Origin of the sequence: Pseudomonas sp. CIP-10 (genome assembly GCF_020911845.1) — a bacterium.
GTDB lineage: Bacteria > Pseudomonadota > Gammaproteobacteria > Pseudomonadales > Pseudomonadaceae > Aquipseudomonas > Aquipseudomonas alloputida.
Genome location: NZ_CP087160.1, coordinates 5,472,251 through 5,486,813 on the forward strand (window position 1 = coordinate 5,472,251; position 14,563 = coordinate 5,486,813).

At 62.2% G+C, this 14,563-nt stretch carries 12 protein-coding genes; 2 read left to right on the forward strand and 10 right to left on the reverse strand.

Annotated features, from left to right (window positions below):
• Positions 1-55 precede the first annotated feature (55 nt).
• Complete coding sequence (locus LMH93_RS24710; RefSeq protein ID WP_003249451.1) at positions 56-1,024, forward strand: hypothetical protein; 969 nt, start codon at positions 56-58, stop codon at positions 1,022-1,024.
• A gap of 81 nt (positions 1,025-1,105) precedes the next feature.
• On the opposite strand, the gene hldE is transcribed toward LMH93_RS24710, so the two are convergent.
• The 3 genes from hldE to LMH93_RS24725 form a co-directional block, all read right to left on the reverse strand.
• Complete coding sequence (gene hldE, locus LMH93_RS24715; RefSeq protein ID WP_003249449.1) at positions 1,106-2,527, reverse strand: bifunctional D-glycero-beta-D-manno-heptose-7-phosphate kinase/D-glycero-beta-D-manno-heptose 1-phosphate adenylyltransferase HldE; 1,422 nt, start codon at positions 2,525-2,527, stop codon at positions 1,106-1,108.
• A gap of 130 nt (positions 2,528-2,657) precedes the next feature.
• The gene (msbA, locus tag LMH93_RS24720) at positions 2,658-4,466 is read right to left on the reverse strand and encodes a lipid A export permease/ATP-binding protein MsbA (protein WP_100773441.1); all 1,809 of its coding nucleotides are present in this window, start codon (positions 4,464-4,466) and stop codon (positions 2,658-2,660) included.
• A gap of 15 nt (positions 4,467-4,481) precedes the next feature.
• Positions 4,482-5,657 carry an O-antigen ligase family protein gene (locus LMH93_RS24725; RefSeq protein WP_004576601.1) on the reverse strand — a complete coding sequence of 392 codons (1,176 nt, stop codon included), beginning with the start codon at positions 5,655-5,657 and terminating at the stop codon, positions 4,482-4,484.
• A gap of 100 nt (positions 5,658-5,757) precedes the next feature.
• Here LMH93_RS24725 and LMH93_RS24730 point away from each other — a divergent pair, with 100 nt between their 5' ends.
• On the forward strand, positions 5,758-6,363 hold the full coding sequence (locus LMH93_RS24730) for a hypothetical protein (RefSeq protein WP_003249444.1): 606 nt from the start codon (positions 5,758-5,760) through the stop codon (positions 6,361-6,363).
• Between the two features lie 2 nt (positions 6,364-6,365).
• On the opposite strand, the gene LMH93_RS24735 is transcribed toward LMH93_RS24730, so the two are convergent.
• The 7 genes from LMH93_RS24735 to LMH93_RS24765 form a co-directional block, all read right to left on the reverse strand.
• A complete protein-coding gene (locus LMH93_RS24735; RefSeq protein WP_230064705.1) occupies positions 6,366-7,457 on the reverse strand; it encodes a glycosyltransferase in 1,092 nt (363 codons plus the stop codon).
• Positions 7,458-7,494: 37 nt separating this feature from the next.
• On the reverse strand, positions 7,495-8,268 hold the full coding sequence (locus LMH93_RS24740; protein ID WP_033725379.1) for a glycosyltransferase family 2 protein: 774 nt from the start codon (positions 8,266-8,268) through the stop codon (positions 7,495-7,497).
• 65 nt (positions 8,269-8,333) lie between these two features.
• The gene (locus LMH93_RS24745) at positions 8,334-9,290 is read right to left on the reverse strand and encodes a glycosyltransferase family protein (protein ID WP_003249439.1); all 957 of its coding nucleotides are present in this window, start codon (positions 9,288-9,290) and stop codon (positions 8,334-8,336) included.
• 48 nt (positions 9,291-9,338) lie between these two features.
• Complete coding sequence (locus LMH93_RS24750) at positions 9,339-10,742, reverse strand: PIG-L deacetylase family protein (protein ID WP_230064707.1); 1,404 nt, start codon at positions 10,740-10,742, stop codon at positions 9,339-9,341.
• Positions 10,739-11,635 carry an antimicrobial resistance protein Mig-14 gene (locus tag LMH93_RS24755; protein WP_012053880.1) on the reverse strand — a complete coding sequence of 299 codons (897 nt, stop codon included), beginning with the start codon at positions 11,633-11,635 and terminating at the stop codon, positions 10,739-10,741. The genes LMH93_RS24750 and LMH93_RS24755 overlap by 4 nt, the downstream gene beginning before the upstream one ends.
• Positions 11,635-12,765 carry a glycosyltransferase gene (locus LMH93_RS24760; RefSeq protein ID WP_003249433.1) on the reverse strand — a complete coding sequence of 377 codons (1,131 nt, stop codon included), beginning with the start codon at positions 12,763-12,765 and terminating at the stop codon, positions 11,635-11,637. Before LMH93_RS24760 ends, LMH93_RS24755 begins: the two co-directional genes overlap by 1 nt.
• Entirely contained in the window at positions 12,749-14,506 is a 1,758-nt protein-coding gene (locus tag LMH93_RS24765) for a carbamoyltransferase family protein (protein ID WP_003249431.1), read from the reverse strand. Before LMH93_RS24765 ends, LMH93_RS24760 begins: the two co-directional genes overlap by 17 nt.
• Positions 14,507-14,563 lie beyond the last annotated feature (57 nt).

Here is a 14,563-nt window from a genome sequence, read left to right on the forward strand (position 1 = left end):
ACCTCAGGCTCCCGATTCAGGGACTGGAGACTGACCCGACGCAAGGAGGAGCCTCGTGGCGCGAACGCTGATCCGCAAGAACCCGAGCAACTTCAAGACACTGCCACTGCATGTCGAGGCCACGCCCGAAGGCTTGATTTACCAAAGCATCGGCATGCCGCTGAACTTTGCCCAGACCCAGCAACGGCGCAAGGCCATCCAGTTACCCGATACACAACACTTCGTGGTCGAACTGGCCAACCTGGGCGTGTCAGTGCGCCTCACGCTGCATTGGCAGAACCGCGATTACTGGGTACTGGTGCGTCAGCGCCGACAAGACCGTGGCGATGTGGTACTGAAACTGATTTCCGGTTATGTACCGGCGCAGGAGCTGAACCTGCCGCTGCACACGGCCGTACAGGAAGTGGCCGAGGAGTGCCTGCTGGAAACCCCGGAAGGTTGGCTGGGCGGGCGCTTCAACGACACCTGGCTGCCCATCCCCTACGCCGCCGCCCTGCACTACCGCGAAACACCCCACTTCGTGCTGGCTCCAGAGTCCGGTGCCGCACGCCCGGTGCATTGCGGCAAGCTGATGCTCCTGGAGCGCCCACGGGCCTATGTGCACTTGCCCACCGCTTCGCTACAGCTGATCTATGACATGCGCCTGCAAGTGCCCCGGGACGCCAAGAAACTCAGCTTGTTCCACGTTGACGAGCGGCTGGAGGGCGACCAGCTGGTGGCGCGGCTCAACCGCAAACGCCCCGACCTGTACCTGATGCCATTGAAGGACGGCCAGCCACTGGCAGAGCTGTACACGCTGAAAAAGGATGAGCTGGTGCCGGCGAGTACGCGTGGGCTGTACCTGGCAGAAAGTTTTGCCCGGCAGGAAGGCTGGGTGGTGGCAGATGAACGGGTACGCTGGAAGGATTGGGTGAAGCAGCAGGGGTTGGTGGAAAGCAAGCCCGCAAGGGCGTCGCACTTGCAAAGGTTTGGCGACAAGGCGCGAGCGCTGCTGGAGCGGGCGCGGACCTCGCTGAACAAGTGACATCCCGGGAGCTTTCGCCTGCTTGCTGGGGCGGGTAAACCCGCCCCAGCCGAGGGCCGCCACAACGGCCCCAAGGTCAGATCAGTTTTTGCGAATTTTCTCGACAATCGCCGTGGTCGAGCTGTTCTCGACCAGCCCCAGCACCTTCACGGTGCCGCCATAGCCCTTGACGATATCAGCGCCAACCACCTGGTCGATGCCATAGTCTCCACCCTTGACCAACACATCCGGCTTGACCTGGCTCAGCAGGTTTTCCGGGGTGCCTTCCGGGAAACTGATCACCCAGTCCACCGCGCCCAAACCGGCCAGCACGGCCATACGCCGGTCAACGCTGTTGATCGGCCGGCCCGGCCCTTTCAGGCGGCTGACCGAAGCATCGTCGTTTACCGCAACGATCAGGCGATCACCCTGGGCCCGCGCCTGTTCCAGGTAGGTGACATGCCCGGCATGCAGGATGTCGAAGCAGCCATTGGTAAAGACGATCTTCTCGTTGTGCGCCCGCGCGTCATCAATGGCCAGCAGCAGTTGCTCAAGGCCCAGCACGCCGCGTTCGGAGCCTTCCTCACGCTGGATGGCCCGGCGCAGCTCAGGGGCGCTGATGGCAGCCGTACCCAGCTTGCCGACCACAATGCCCGCCGCCAGATTGGCCAGGGCCACCGCATGGGGCAGGTCCTCACCCGCGGCAATGGCTGCGGCAAGGGTGGAAATGACAGTATCGCCGGCACCGGTCACATCGAACACTTCGCGTGCTCGCGCTGGCAGGTGCAACGCCGGCTGACCAACGCGCAGCAGGGTCATGCCATGCTCGCCACGGGTGACCAGCAGGGCGCCCAGGTCCAGGTCCTGCAGCAACTGCAAGCCCTTGGCAACCAGTTCGGCCTCATCGACGCAACGGCCAACGATGGTCTCGAACTCGCTGAGGTTCGGGGTAATCAGGCTGGCGCCACGGTAGATGGAAAAGTCCTTGCCCTTGGGGTCGGCCAGCACCGGAATGCCCTTGGCCCGCGCCGCCTGGATCAGGTTTTGGTGATTCTTCAATGCACCTTTGCCGTAGTCGGACAGGACCAGCACCTTGACGCCTTCGAGCAGGCTGTCGACCTCCGCGCCCAGCGACAGTGGGTCGGTGGCGAACGGCTCTTCGAAATCGATACGCAGCAGCTGCTGGTGACGGCTCATGACCCGCAGCTTGACGATAGTCGGCTGGTGCGCGATGCGCTGGAATACCGAACGGACACCGGCAGCCTGCAGGCTGTTGGCCAGGCTGTCAGCAGCCTCATCCTGGCCGGTGACGCCGATCAGCGAGGCCGGCGCGCCCAGTGCAGCAATGTTCAAGGCAACGTTGGCCGCGCCGCCGGGGCGATCCTCGATTTGATCGACCTTGACCACCGGGACTGGCGCTTCAGGCGAAATACGCGAAGTACCGCCATGCCAGTAGCGGTCGAGCATGACATCGCCGACCACCAGTACCGGGGCTTGATCGAAACGCGGCATGGACAACTTCATGGGCAACCCATATGGAAATAATGAACAGGGGCAGGATATTAGCACAGGGTAGTCAATGGCTTTATGGCCAGATCATCCCTGGAAAATTCCCGTGACAATCGGGGCCATAACGGCCCCGATCAAGGAGGGTTCAGGTGATATCGGCCTTGGCCGGCTCATCCAGCCCCATGGCATGCAGACGGGCATAATGGCCATTAGCCGCAAGTAACTCGGTGTGAGTACCGCGCTCGACCAGGCGGCCCTGGTCCATGACCAGGATCTGGTCGGCCTTCTCGATGGTCGACAGGCGATGGGCAATCACCAGCGTGGTACGGCCTTGCATCACGTGGTCCAGGGCGGCCTGGATATGCCGCTCGGACTCTGTATCCAACGCCGACGTCGCTTCGTCGAGGATCAGCAACGGCGCGTTTTTAAGCAGCGCACGGGCAATTGCCAGGCGCTGGCGCTGGCCCCCGGAAAGCAGTACACCGTTCTCACCCACTTCGGTATCGAAGCCCTTTGGCAGCCGGTCGACGAATTCCTTGGCATAGGCATCGGCCGCGGCGGCTTCGATGTCTGCGCGCGGCGCGCCGGCCAGATCGCCATACGCGATGTTGTTGGCCACGGTGTCGTTGAACAAGGTGACATGCTGGGTGACTTGCGAAACATGGCGACGCAGGTTGCGCAGGCGATACTGCTCGATCTCCACGCCATCGAGCAGGATCTGCCCCTTGTCGTGGTGATAGAAGCGTGGAATCAGGGCCGCCAGGGTAGACTTGCCACTGCCGGAGCGGCCGACCAGGGCGATCATCTGCCCGGGCTCGGCGACAAAACTGATGTCGCTCAACACTTCACGCTCGGTACCCGGGTAGGTGAAGCTCAGGTTGCGCACTTCCAGGCGCCCTTCCACGCGCTCCTTCTCGACCGTACCAGTGTCCACTTCAGGCGCTTCGTCCAGCTGCTCGAAGATGCTTTCGGCACCTGCCAGGCCCTTCTGGATGGTCGAGCTGACTTCCGACAACTGGCGAATCGGCTTGGGCAGCAGGCCGGCAGCGGTGATATAAGCCACCAGGTCACCGGCAGTGGACTCACCGCGCAGGAACAGTACCAGGAACATCAGCGCAGCCATGGCGCTGTAGATCACCAGCTGAAGCATCGGCGTGTACAGCGAGCCGGTCTTGGTCATGCGCAGTTGCTTGTCGGTGTTGCTCTGGCTGGCCTGGCCGAATCGCTGCTGCTCGTAGGCCTCGCCACCGAAGCTACGGACCACGCGGTAACCCTGGATGGTTTCCGAGGCAACGTGGGTGACGTCGCCCATGGCTACCTGGATCTTCTTGCTCTGCTTGCGGAATTTCTTGCTGGCGATGCTGACCATAACCGCGATCACCGGCAAGATGGCAACCATCACCAGGGTCAGGTGCCAGTTCATCCAAAGCAGGTAGGCAAACAGGAACACCACGGTCAGGCCTTCGCGGATTACCACCTTGATGGCGTCGGTAGCGGCGCCAGTGACCATGGTCACATTGAAGGTAATGCGCGAAATCAGGTGCCCGGAGTTGTGGTTGTCGAAGTAGCGGTTGGGCAACACCAACAGCTTGTTGAACAACGCCACCCGCAGGTCATGCACCAGGCTCAGAGAGACCTTGGCCAGGAAGTAGTTGCCGAGGAACGAGCCCAGGCCCTGCCACGCAGCGATCAGGATGATCAGCAGCGGCACCGCCTGCAGCAATTGCAGGTCACGCAGGTAGGGGACGTTGGGGAACAATACCGCTTCGGGGTTGCTCAGCCCATCGACGAAGTACTTGAGAATGCCGGCCAGCATTGGCTGGGTCGAGGCAAAGATCACGAAACCGACAATGCTCAGCAGGAAAATGCCGACATAGGGTTTCACATAGCTCAACAGCCGGAAGTAGATCTTCAGGCTGGAGGTGTGCTCCGCTGGTCGCGGTGTTTCGGCCATTATCGAGCTCGCTGTTCAGGTTGAACCGGCAATTTTACCACAGGCGTCATTTTCGGCACGCCCCCATGGCAGCAACATGGCAAGGCCCACCGGCAGCCAGCTGATGAACCATTCGGCACGTGGCGTACCGGTGAGGCTGGCGGCATCGAACTGCATGGCCAGGGTCGAATAGACCCAGAAGCCCAGCAGGACCTTGCCGAGCAGGGTGCCACGGGCGCGCACGATTTCGCCCAGCGTGAACAGCCACACCATTACCCACAGCAACATGCCGGGCAAGCCCATCTCAACGGCAACATGGGTGAACATGTTGTGGGTGTGATCGAAGTGCATGCCGACGGCGCTCACTTCGTAAGCAGCCCCCAGACCAAGACCAGTCCAAGGGTGCGCGGCTATCATCTGGACCACGGCATGGAAAATTTCCGGCCGGTAGGACGAGCCCCGTTGGGCGATAACGTCGTACACGGCCAAAAAGGCCAGGCCGGTGGCAAGCAGTGCCAGAACAGAGAACACCCGGCTGTGGCGGTCACGGAACCACAACGGCGCCATCACCACGGTAATCACCAGTGCCAGAACCGCACCACGGCTCTGGCTGAGCATGGCGAAGGCCCCCAGGCAAGCCAGTGCCGCCAGCCACAACACCTGCAAGCCACGCCGCCGAGGTGGCTCGTAGAGCATCAAGAGCACAGCCGAACCAATGACATAGGCCCCCAGGATGGGGTGGGATATTTCGCCGATACCCGCCAGCCTGAACAGCAGAGGCGCACGCTGCACCCCATAGAACTTGATGATGGAGACTAACGCAGCGATGGCCAGCAGCGCGCTGCCGAGCAGCAATAACTGACGAATGCGGGCTTGGCCAAGCTGGGCCAACAGCGGAAACGCCAGCAGGAACACCAGGATGTAGAGCAAGCGCTTGAGCTCGCGCATGGGCTCCTCGGCGGGCGACCATGCCAGGCTCAGTCCGCTCCAGGCCAACAGCAGCAGCACACTCCCCCACAGCGCCGGTTGCCGCCTCCAGGCTTGCACCAGCACACCTCGGGCCGACCAGGCCAATACCAGCGTTGGCAGCCATAAGAACAACACCAGACCTTGCTGATAAACCTTGTTGCTGGGTGCCAGGGCAATCGCCGCCAGGAACCAGACCAGGCCCAAACCTAACCACGCTTGTGCCCAGTTTTTTTGATACAACATCCTTTCCCCCGATGAATCAGAAACACCATCCATGGTGCTACAGCATTATTTTCGGCATTATTGCCGGTCATTTTGATCGCCAGACGACAAGGCTCTATTCATGCAATGCTCCCGGCTCACCCAGGTCGACTTCGATCAGCTGACACTCGGCGCACAGGTGCTTGAGGCAGACAGCCATGGCGCCAAAGTCTACCTGCTCACAGATGGAAATTTCCTCAAGGTTTTTCGTAGGAAGCGGCTGATTTCATCTGCACTGCTACGTCCTTACTCGCAGCGTTTCGTCGATAACGCCGCGCGCCTGGCGCAACTGGGCATCCCTACCCTCGAAGTGATCAGCCAGCACAAGCTCGACCTGCCGGGCCGCACTGCGGTGCTGTATCGCCCGCTACCTGGGCGGACGCTGCTGCAGATGTCGCGCGATGACGGCTTCAGCTGGGACACTTACCTGCCACGCCTGATCGAACTGATCCGCCAGTTGCACCGCAGCGGCGTTTATTTCCGCTCGCTGCACTTGGGCAACGTGGTGGTCACCCCCGACCAGCGTCTGGGCTTGATCGACGTGGCCGACATGCGCTTTCTGCGCCCGCCACTGTCAGCCCGCATGATTCGACGCAATGTGCAGCACATGGTGCGCTATATCGAGCGGGAGAACCTGGGCGACCGGTTCCCCCTTGCCGCCTTCGAGGCAGCCTTGCTGACACGCTGAGCTCAACTGCGCAATAGGCTCTGCGAGCCGCTGCAGAACGCCTGCCAGGCCTGCTCCGGTGCCAGTGCCTGGCGCTGCTTCGCGGCGATCGTCGATGCACTGAGCACCGCACAGCGCTCGATCGCCTCAGCCCAGGCGCTTTCGTCGGCAACCGGCAGGTAGCCACCCGTGTCGCGCAACTGCTCGCGGAACACCTCCAGGTCGCTGCACACCACCGGTACGTCGGCCATCACCGCCTCTTGCACCACAAGCCCCAGGCCTTCGGAACGCGAAGGTACCAATAGCCAGTCGAATGCCCGATACAGTTGCTGCAGGTCTTCGCGGTGACCGCGCAGATGAACGCGCTCGGCCAGGCCCAACGCGTCGATACGCTGCTGCAGCACGGCATGCTGCGGCCCCTCGCCAATGATCGCCAGCTGCAAGCCCGGTTGCCGTGCACTGGCCCTGGCGAATGCCTCGATCAGCATTTCGAAGCCTTTGCTCTCTACCAATCGCCCTACCGCACCCAGCATCACCTCGGCGTCCTGAGGCAACTTCAGCGCCTGCCTGGCCTGATCCCGGTTCAGCAAAGGCTCGACGAATGCAAGCGGGTCGAGCGCCATGCGCAGCGTCTGCACCGGCCTGCCCAGGTCACGCTCCAGCGACTCGGCCAACGTCTGTGATACCGCCGCGATACTCAGACGCTCGGACGGAAAACTCTGCAACAAGCGGATATCGCTGGCATGCAGACGCGTCTTGCCATGGAACAGGACCTTGGCACGTACGTGCCCGATGCGCTGCAACAACGGCAGCACCAACCGGGCGACGCCAATACCATCGAGCAGCACCACTTCTGCCCCGGCCTCGGCCAATGCCTTGCGCAAGCGCATACGCAGCCACGGGCGCAGCAAGCGCCACAAGTGCCGCCCTTTGAGCGCACGTGAGGGCATATGCCATTCCCGGGTCGAACCGAGCCCACAGCAGAGCCCGCTCCCCAGCAGCAGCCAGTTACTGATCCGGGCATCGGCACCCGCGTTCGACAAGACCTGCCGGTGCACCTTGTGGATGGACATGTACGGCGTTCCACCCGCCCACATCATATTGACGATGTTCATGGGCCCTCTCCCGCTCAAGTCAGGTGGGACAGCGACTTCATTGAACAAAAATGGTGATTCCCATGCCGATCAAGGCCCCCGCAACCAGCGTCAATGCCAGCTTCAACCGATCACGCTGACGACGCTTGGCCTTACGCTCCACTTCAATGGGCAAGGTCACGTGATTGCCGAATCCAGTGTGCAATACTGCGTCACCCTCCAAGGTGACCGCTGTCAGATTTAACTCAGCGTAGCGGCGGGAAAGCGCCTTTTCTCCAGCATAGGCGGCAAATGGCGCACAGCGCTGGTAATCGCTCAATCGGCGCAGCCCAGGGTTGAGCGAGAACGCCTGCCACTCGGCCTTGTCGGACAGCAGCGGATAGCACGGCACCCCAGCGATCACCTGGCGATCGCCCAAGTGGATGTACGGGCTGTGGATGGCCAGGTCGTGGGCATGGCTGCGCAACCACACCTGCAAGATGTTGGGACTGACATCCAGGATGGCCTGCGAGTCTTCGACAAAGCCTTGGCGATAGAATTGCCAGTCGTCTTCGCAGTGAAAAATGTACGGCGTCTTGACCTGGCTGTAAGCCAGGTCGATAGACGGCAACTGGCCAAGTTTGGGCCGGTTGACGAACACCTTGCAGTACGGCTTCCAGTGCGCCGGCACAGCGGCATGCACAGCATCGTCGCCAGAGTCTTCGGTGATGAATACCTCGCGAATGGGCGCGGTGTTGTAGCGATCGAAACTCTCAAGGGTGTCTTTGAGCAGATCGAACCGCCCACAACTGGTCACGACAAGCGTGACGTCACTCTCATTTGAAAAGCGCACCGGATTCCCTCCGCATTACGACTGTCGGCCTTCAACAACCCGCTCCTGGGCGTGAAAGCTCTTATTTAGATGCCCAGCTTCAGACGCAGCCGCTGCCACGCAGACAGTGGCGGATGGGGCCTGAGCGCAGGGCGCATGTGGTCGACGATGCTACGTCCAACTGCGCCGAAACTAAAACGGGAAACCGCCAGATGGCGGCCATTTTCTGCAATCTGCCGTGCTAGCTCGGGGTTGGCGCGCAAGCGACGGAGTTTTTCCTGAAGGGTCGGGATGTTGTCATAGAACACCACGTTGTGCATGTCTTGCAGGCCCAGCGCACGGTTCTCTTCCTCGCCCTGGTCGTATGCCAGCAACACACAGCCACAGGCCATGGCTTCGAAGTTCTTGATCATGTACTCGCCCATGCCGACATCGGCACTGACGAAGAAACGAATACGGTTGAGCGTGTTGCAGTAGTCCTCACCCGACTTGGTACGGGTTACCAGCAGGTTCTCGACCTGCCCCAACTCGTCCAGCAGTGCCTTGCGGCCACTGTAGGCCACGCTGTTGACGCTGCCGACAAAGGCCAGTTCGATATCACGCTCTCGCCCTTGGTCGGCCAGCAACTGCTCGTCATAGCCCTTGGGCACGAACACCGCGTCAAAACCTTCCTGGCGCAAGCGCTCGCTGACCATGTAGCCGGAGCTGATCACCCGTGCCCATGGCAACTGACGGTAATGAGCGCTGAACTTGCCGGTGTACTTGCACGGGATGTAGTTCTGGTAGGCGTCGTGCTCGAGAATCACCAGGTTCGGCACAGTGCGGATGAAGGCCACCTGACGGATCTCCTGCTTGAAACGCAGGAAGAACACGATGCGGTCATAACGCTCGACCTGCACCTCACGCTTGAAGTAACGGCGCAGGTTGCGCTGATCCTGGCTGGTCAGCCAGCGCAGGTCGCACTCGCAGTTGGCCGCGACGCCATCGTACAGGCGGTCAAGAATCGCCCGCTGTTCCTTCTGCACCAGAAATAGGACTTTCATTGCTTTCCTTGGGCGCTCTGCGCCTTCGCGGTCAACCATGGGGCGTGCTTACAGCTCACGCCGCCAGAACAGTTCGTGCCGGCGCACGGCCTTGCGGAAGAATTCGTTCTCCCCATAAGGCGATGGCTGTCGCCCGGCAAGCCAGCGTTGCAGCAGGCGGCGCAGGCGGCGCTTGAACGGTGCCGGCGGCTGCAGGTCGTGCATCATGCCCAACGCCATGGCCTTGTCGCGCTGGGTCGCGCAGTCCAGCACCAGGCTGCAGGGTGCCCAGGCCTGGGCAGCGCTCAATTGCGGCGGCAAAGCCACGCCATCGCCACTGTCGCCCATCGGCCAGCGGTCGTTATCGTGCAGGTGGTTGGCGTAGCACAGCAAGGTTTGTGGCTGCCAGGTCATGCCTTGCAAGGCTTCCAATACCGCCGCCTGAGCGCAGATATGGTCCGGATGGGGGTCTAGCTGCGGGTGCGGCATCACCAGGACCTCTGGCTTGGCCCGCTCCAGCAAGGCTCGCAGGTCGGCCAGCAGGTTATGCCAGGTGGGTGCGCCATCACGGTCGCCCGGTAACGGGAACGGGTTGAACTGGCGGAATACGCGGATATCGGCCAGGTCGGCTTCACGTGAGGCGGCCGGCTGGTCGGGGGCGGCCTGCATGGCAGGCAGCTGCAGGCAAAAGTAGCCCAGCTGTATGCAATGCGACTCCGGCACCCCGGCCCAACGCGGCACGGCGATGCTGTCCCAGGCACGCAGGCGCCCCTTCAGGCACGCGGCCTCGGCCTTTGCCAGGCCCATCTGCTGGTAGTGCTCGGCCTCTATCTCACCGGCGGTCAGGGTCACCACCCAGCTTTCGTCGGCCTGGCTGTACAAACCATAAGCCGCCAACTCGGCGTCGTCGGCATGTGGTGCGATCACCATCACTCGGCGCCGCTGCAGCTCGACCGAGGGGGTTATCCACAGGCGCAGCTGACCCTGCAGCCGGCAATGCCGGCCGCGCAGTCGCAACGTACCGGCCTGCAGTGGCGCTGCAAGGCCGGTCAGGTTAAGGAAGCGCACCCCATCGACGCCACGCTCGAACGTTTGCAGATCGGCCTGTTCGCCAGCCAGCAGCTCGACCCGAGGGTCGAGAAAGCGCCCCAACCAGCTGCTCTTTAGCCGCAGCTCAAGCACCAGGGTTTCGTCGCCCTGCAACGTGCAATCAGCCTTGAGCCAGCCATCGTGCAGGCTGGCAGGAACCTGCCGCACCTGATCGCCGAAGTCGTAGGCATAGTCCTCACCCGGTGCATAGAACAGGTGGTCGGCAAACCAGGCCTCATGGGCAGCCCAGAGCAGCGGCAACAACAGCAGTGGCAACCACCACCAGCTGAATACACCGAGGGCGACCAGCGCAACCAGGCCCGCCAGCAGCCCCAGGCGTTTGTTGCGCCGGTGGCGCTTGAGCAACTGCTGCTTGCGGCTCACGCTTGATACACCGGCACAGGGTTGCACCAGCGGTCCTTGTACTCACGGTCAGCACGGCCGAATGAGAACCGCAGCGGCTTGTTGCGCGCCCGGGCGTCTTCCCAGGCGGCCTGGGTATTGAGGAAGCTCAGCACGCTGCCTGGGCTGAAGGCCTTGGTTTCAGGGTCGACACCGCCATTGATGTACTCGACGCTAATCCATTCCGGCGCTTCGACGCGGTACACCAGCTGGATGGCAATCGGTTTACCGTCCAGCAGCAGCACCGAGCCGATCAGCAGCTCGCGCAAGCGGCCCAGCACATCGGCCATACGCTCGGCACCGGTGGCAGGGAACCCCCAGCGGCGCAGGAACAGGTCGCAGTACATGCTGGCGATTTCCTGAGCACTGAAGTCGCTGATCGGGCGTACCACACCACCCGCTTCTTCCAGCAGGCGAAGTTCACGGCGCTGGTTGTAGCGGAACTTCTTCGACAGGTCTTCAGGCGCCCGAGCCATGGCCAACTGCTCCTTCTGCGCCTTTAGGCCGCTGAAGCGGCCCTGGTTCAGTTCGGACAGGTAACGCATTGTATGGCGCAACGGTGCAGCGGCATCAGACGCCGCCGGCAGAATGATCTCGGCATTACCGAGGTCGAACAGGGCCTTCTTGCCAGCACGCTTCAGCACGTCCTTGGACAGTGCCAGGTGACGCCCCCAGGCCGGGATGGCGGCTTTCAGCTCGCCAGCCTGGTGCCAGCCCAGGTAACGCACCGGGATCTGTGCCAGGTCCGCCAGTTGCTCGACCACCAGCGGATGGGTGGCAACACTGCCGCCAAAGCGCGCCCATGCCTGGGCATAAGCCTTGGCATCGATAGCTTGCCAACCGCGTTCGCGGAAGGCCTGGATACGATTGAGCATCAGGCCTGCCCCACCAACGCGCGCACCTGCGGGAGTTGCCAGAAGGCCTCGCGCACCGCCTGGTCAGAGAAACGCTCGCGCAGGCGCTGCAGCATGTGCCTGGCACAGGCTTGGCGCTGCTCAGCGTCCAGTACGGCCATGTGCTTCAGGCCCTGAGCCAGCTGCGCGGCGTCGCCCAGCGGGAACAGCACGCCAACGCCCTCGACCACTTCGCGGGCACCGCCACAGGCCGTGGCCAACACCGGTACACCGGCAACCATCGCTTCGAGCAGGACCATGCCGAACGGCTCGTGATCAGAACTCAACGCGAACACGTCGAACGCCTGGAAATAACGGCGCGCATCCGGTACCTGGCCAAGAAAGTCGACTTGCCCGGCAATACCAAGTTCGGCGGCCAACGCCTTGAGCTTGGCCTCCAGGCGCCCCTTGCCGAGGATTGCCAGGCGGGCGCCAGCCGGCAGCCCCGGCAATGCCTGGGCAAAACCGCGCAACAGGGTGGCCTGGTCCTTGTCCGGGTGCAGGCGCCCGACATTGCCGACGATCCACGCCTGAGCATCCAGGCCCAAGGCCTGGCGTGCGTCAGCGCGCGGCACCAGGGCTGCTTGCAGGGCGTCGATGTCGATGCGGTTGTACAGGGTCTGGATGCGTTCGGCCGGCCACTGCGGCAAGCAACGGCGCATATCGTCACGTACCGCGTCCGAAACACCCAGCAGGCTCAGACGCTTGCCGAACAGGTTCGCGAACAGACGGCGGCCTTTGCGCTGGTAGTCGCCAAAGGCATGGTGCACACCAATTACTGGCAGGCCGGTCCCCAGCAGGGCAACGTAGATCGGCTTGAAGCGATGGGCGATGCAGAAAGCGAAATTGCGCTCGGCCGCAATGCGCCGCAATGCGCGGATGGCGCCGAGTTTCAGGCCACGCACGGCCTTGGAGCTGAACTCAAGGAACAGCACCTCGTCCGACGCACAGCCAGCCGCCACCTGCGCGTCGGCGGCGCCGGTGAGGAACACCGTAGTCACCCGGTACCCACGCCCCTGAAACAGGCTGGCGTACTGACGGGCGCAGTCCAGGAACGGCCCGTCATAGCCATGGCAGAACTGCAGGATGCGCGGTTCAGAGCGGCTGGTCATACGGGGCCGCGCCGTCCTTCACAACCAGGATGTCTTCCATGATCAGGTACTGCAGGTCCGAGCCGAAGAACATGTTCAGGGCATCGGTCGGCGAGCAGATCATCGGTTCACCACGACGGTTCAGCGAGGTGTTCAGCGACACGCCGTTGCCCGTCAGGTCTTCCAGTGCCTTCATCATGTCGTAGTAGCGCGGGTTGTACTCGCGCTTGAGCACCTGGGCACGCGAAGTGCCGTCCTCGTGCACCACTTCCGGCACGCGGGTTTTCCACTCTTCAGCAACTTCGAAGGTGAAGGTCATGAACGGCGCGGGATGGTCGACCTTGATCATCTGCGGGGCGACAGTGTCGAGCATCGACGGGCAGAAAGGTCTCCAGCGTTCGCGGAACTTGATCTGGTGGTTGATGCGGTCAGCCACGCCTTCCACGCTTGGGCAGCCGATGATCGATCGGCCACCCAGGGCACGCGGCCCGAACTCCATGCGGCCCTGGAACCAGGCAACCGGGTTGCCATCGACCATGATCTGGGCGATCTGCTGCGGCATGTTCTCGAGTTTGCGCCACTTTGGCTGGTTCGGGTGACGGGCGCAGGCGGCGATCACGTCTTCGTTGGAGTACGACGGGCCGAGGTAGACGTGCTCCATCTTCTCGACCGGAACGCCACGGGCGTGGGACACATAGGCAGCGGCGCCAACGGCAGTCCCGGCGTCGCCGGAGGCCGGCTGAACGAACAGCTCTTTCACGTCCGGACGGGCGATGATCTTCTGGTTGAGCTTGACGTTCAGCGCACAGCCGCCGGCGAAGGCCAGCTTGCCGGTTTCACGCAGGGTGTCGCCCAGGTAATGGTCGATCATCTGCAGCGCCAGTTTCTCGAACAGCGCCTGCATGCTGGCGGCGTAATGGATGTACGGCTCGTCGGCGATGTCGCCTTCGCGCTTGGGGCCCAGCCATTCGATCAGCTTTGGCGAGAAGTAGAAGCCCTTGCCCTTCTCTTTATAGCGGCGCAGGCCGATAACGTTGGCGTACTCGGTGTTGATGACCAACTCGCCGTTTTCGAAGCTGGCCAGACGCGAGAAATCATACTTGCTGGCGTCGCCATACGGCGCCATGCCCATGACCTTGAACTCGCCATCGAGCATTTCGAAGCCCAGGAACTCGGTGATGGCACCGTAAAGGCCACCCAGCGAGTCCGGGTCGAAGAATTCCTTGATCTTGTGGATCTTGCCGTTTTCGCCATAGCCAAAGAAGGTGGTGGCGTACTCGCCCTTGCCGTCAATGCCGAGGATTGCGGTTTTTTCCTTGAAGCCCGAGCAATGATAAGCACTGGAAGCGTGGGCCAAGTGGTGCTCGACCGGCTCGATCTTGACCTTTTTCGGGTCGAAGCCCAGTTGCTCCAGGCACCAGACGATCTTCTTGCGATAGCGCTTATAGCGACGGTTGCCCATCAGGATGGCATCGAGTGCACGATCCGGGGCGTACCAATAGCGCTTGGCATAGTGCCACCGCGCCTTGCCGAACAGGCTGATCGGGGCGAACGGGATGGCTACCACGTCGACGTCGGACGGCTTGATGCCTGCCTGTTCCAGGCAGAACTTCGCCGACTCGTAGGGCATGCGGTTCTTCGCATGCTTGTCACGCACGAAGCGCTCTTCTTCGGCGGCGGCAATCAGCTTGCCGTCAATGTACAGGGCCGCGGAAGGGTCATGGCTAAGGGCGCCGGACAGGCCAAGAATCGTCAATGCCAAGGGATTAGCCTCTTCATTCGGTAAAAATGCGCCAGCGGCCTCTTGGGCGGATGGCGG